This window comes from Streptomyces sp. 8P21H-1, from assembly GCF_013302945.1.
This window is the reverse complement of record NZ_JABTYA010000292.1, coordinates 1-3,117: the sequence shown is the minus strand read 5'-3', so window position 1 is coordinate 3,117 and position 3,117 is coordinate 1. Positions and strand designations below refer to the sequence as shown.

Below are 3,117 nucleotides of genomic sequence, written 5' to 3'. Positions count from 1 at the left end.
CTCCTGGCCGCCGACGGGCCCCTGCCGCGGCTGACCGCGCGCCCACGCGGCGGGCGCACGCCCGCCGGCCGCTGACCGAACCCGCCTCCTCGCCCAAGGACCGCCATGACCACTGTTGCGACCACCGGCCCCACCGACCTCACCGGCCTCACCGACCCCATCAGCGTCGCTGGCAGCACCACTGGCCCCTCCGACACCTCCGTCTTCGAGAAGATCGAGTCCGAGGTGCGGATGTACTGCCGTACCTTCCCCGTGGTGTTCGAACGCGCCAAGGGCGCGTTGCTGCACACCGACGACGGCCGCGCCTTCATCGACTTCTTCTGCGGCGCCGGCAGCCTGAACTACGGGCACAACCACGACGCCCTCAAGCGCCGGATCGTCGACTACCTCGCCGGCGACGGCCTGATGCACGGCCTGGACCTGCACACCGTCGCCAAGCGCGACTTCCTCACCCGCTTCACCGAGGTCGTGCTCCAGCCGCGCGGCCTGGACTTCAAGGTGCAGTTCACCGGTCCGACCGGGACCGACGCGGTGGAGGCGGCCCTCAAGCTGGCCCGCCGGGCGACCGGCCGTACCGGCCTGACGGCCTTCACCGGCGCCTACCACGGGATGTCGCGCGGTGCGCTGGAGGTCACCGGCAGCCGCCGCGCCCGCCGCGCGGGCACGGTCGCCGGCGGGGACGTGACCTTCGTGCCCTTCGAGGACGGCCCGCTCGGCCCCTTCGACTCGATCGGGCTGATCGAGCGGCTGTGGAGCGACCCGTCGTCCGGCACCGAGTTGCCCGCGGCCGTCGTGGTCGAGGCGGTGCAGATGGAGGGCGGGGTCTACCCGGCGAGCCGGGAGTGGCTGCGCCGGCTGCGCGAGGTCACCGAACGCCACGGGGTGCTGCTGATCCTGGACGAGATCCAGACCGGCTGCGGCCGCACCGGCACGTTCTTCGGCTTCGAGGAGTCCGGGATCGTGCCGGACGTCGTCACCGTCTCCAAGTCCCTCAGCGGCTACGGACTGCCGCTGTCGCTCACCCTGTTCCGCCGCGAGCTGGACCTGTGGCAGCCCGGCGAGCACACCGGCACCTTCCGCGGCAACCAGCTCGCCTTCGTCGCGGCCACCGCGGCGTGCGAGCTGTGGCAGCGGGACGGCTTCCTGGCCGGCCTGCGGCGCAACACGGAGCGCCTCACCCGCTTCCGGGCCGACGCCGGCGCCCTGGACCCCGATCTCGTGCTGCGCGGCCGGGGCATGGTGCTCGGCGTCGACACCGCCCGGGCCGGCGGCGCGGAGCGGGCCGGACGGGTGCAGCGCCACGCCTTCGAGCACGGCCTGATCGTCGAGCGCTGCGGCCGCCACGACGAGGTCCTGAAGGTGATGCCGCCCCTGACCATCGACCCCGGTCCGCTCGACGAGGGGCTCGGCATCCTGCTCGACGCCCTGCGTGCGGGCTGACCGCCGGCCGCCCGAGGAGGAACCCGCCATGCCCCGTCCCGACCGCCACCACCTGATCTCCGTCGACGACCTGACCGACCGGGAGCTGCGCCTGCTCGTGCGCCGCGGCGCCCAGTACGCCGCCGGGGAGTGCGAGGACGCCCGGCCGCTCGCCGGCGCCGTCGTCGGTGTGCTGTTCCGCAAGACGTCCACCCGCACCAGGACCGCGTTCTCGGCCGGCGCGCTCCGGCTCGGCGGCCAGCTGATCACCTACGGTCCCGGTGACCTCCAGGAGAACACCGGGGAGTCCTCCGAGGACACCGGCGACGTGCTCTCCCGCATGCTCGACGTGCTGGTGGCGCGCACCGCGGGCAGCACCGGGGAACTGCGCGCCTACGCCGCCCAGAAGCGGATGGCCGTGATCAACGCGATGAGCGCCGCCGAGCACCCCACCCAGGCCCTCACCGACCTCACCACGATGCTCGGCCGCTTCGGGCGGATCGAGGGCCTGCGGGTGCTGTACGCCGGTGAGGGCAACAACACCGCCTCGGCGCTCGCCCTGGCCCTCAGCCGGTTCCCCGGCACCGAACTGCATCTGCGGACCCCGCCCGGCTACGGACTCGACCCGGTCTTCCTCGACCGGGCCCGCGCCCACGCCGCGGTGTCCGGCGCGCTGGTGGAGGAGCGGCACCACATGGCCGACCTGCCCGCGGCCGACATCGTCTACACCACCCGCTGGGAGACGACCGGCACGACCAAGCCCGACCCGGACTGGCGGCGCGTCTTCGCCCCCTTCCGGGTGGACGCCGCCGTGCTGGCGGCCTGTCCCGGCGCCGTCTTCATGCACGACCTGCCCGCGCACCGCGGTGACGAGGTGACCGGCGAGGTGCTGGACGGTCCCGCGAGCATCGCGTTCCGGCAGGCCGAGAACAAGTACCACAGCGCCCGCGCCGTTCTGGAGTGGTGCCTCGGCGGCATCCCGGCGGAGCCGGCCTGACGGCCCGGTCCGGCGATCCGGCCGGCCACCGGTCCGGCGCATTCTTCCCAGGGAGGTAGCTCAGCAATGTCCGACACCATCAGCATGCCCGGCGGCGGGTGGCGCCTGTGGACGCACTTCGCGCTCCGCGGACCCGGCTTCCCCGCGGCGGGGGTACTCCGGCTGGCCCCGGAGGGCCTGGCCGAGGCCGCGGACAAGTTCGCCCCCGGGGAGGTACCGGCGGGGGCGGACTGGGAGGCGTTCCAGGAGACCTTCTCGGCGGCGGCGGTGCGCACCGCGCACGAACTCCAGGAGATCGCCGCCTCGGCGCCGTTCCGGGCGGCGGTCGCCTGGCAGAACCGTGCGGTGCTGCGCACCGGCATCAAGCCGTTCCTCGACTGGACGCCGTCCGCCGGGGGCCGCACCAGCATGCCCCGCCAGCGCGAGGAGCTGGTCGCGCACTACTGGCAGCGGTTCTGCGTCAAGAACGACACCATCGGGTTCTTCGGACCGGTCGGCTGGGGCACCTTCGACACCTCCCGGCGCGGCGTGGAGGTGCACCCCGGCACCGGGCTGGTCGCCGAGTCCCGGGTCTACTTCTCCAGCTGGTCGATGGACGCCCTCGCGAAGGCCGTCGACCGCGACCCGCGGGTGCGCGACTGGACGGCGCCGCGCCCGGTGCCGTTCGTGCGGGTGGCCGACGGCACGGTGCGCCTGCCCGG

The 3,117-nt window shown here is 74.0% G+C and carries 3 protein-coding genes; all 3 read left to right on the top strand.

The window, feature by feature from the left end:
- The first annotated feature begins 105 nt into the window (after positions 1–105).
- A complete protein-coding gene (locus HO151_RS06210) occupies positions 106–1,440 on the top strand; it encodes an aspartate aminotransferase family protein (RefSeq protein WP_173895096.1) in 1,335 nt (444 codons plus the stop codon).
- Between the two features lie 28 nt (positions 1,441–1,468).
- Complete coding sequence (locus HO151_RS06205) at positions 1,469–2,416, top strand: ornithine carbamoyltransferase (protein WP_173895095.1); 948 nt, start codon at positions 1,469–1,471, stop codon at positions 2,414–2,416.
- A 66-nt stretch (positions 2,417–2,482) separates the two neighbouring features.
- On the top strand, positions 2,483–3,117 hold a 635-nt coding region (locus HO151_RS07615; RefSeq protein ID WP_173895094.1), incomplete at its 3' end, for a lantibiotic dehydratase.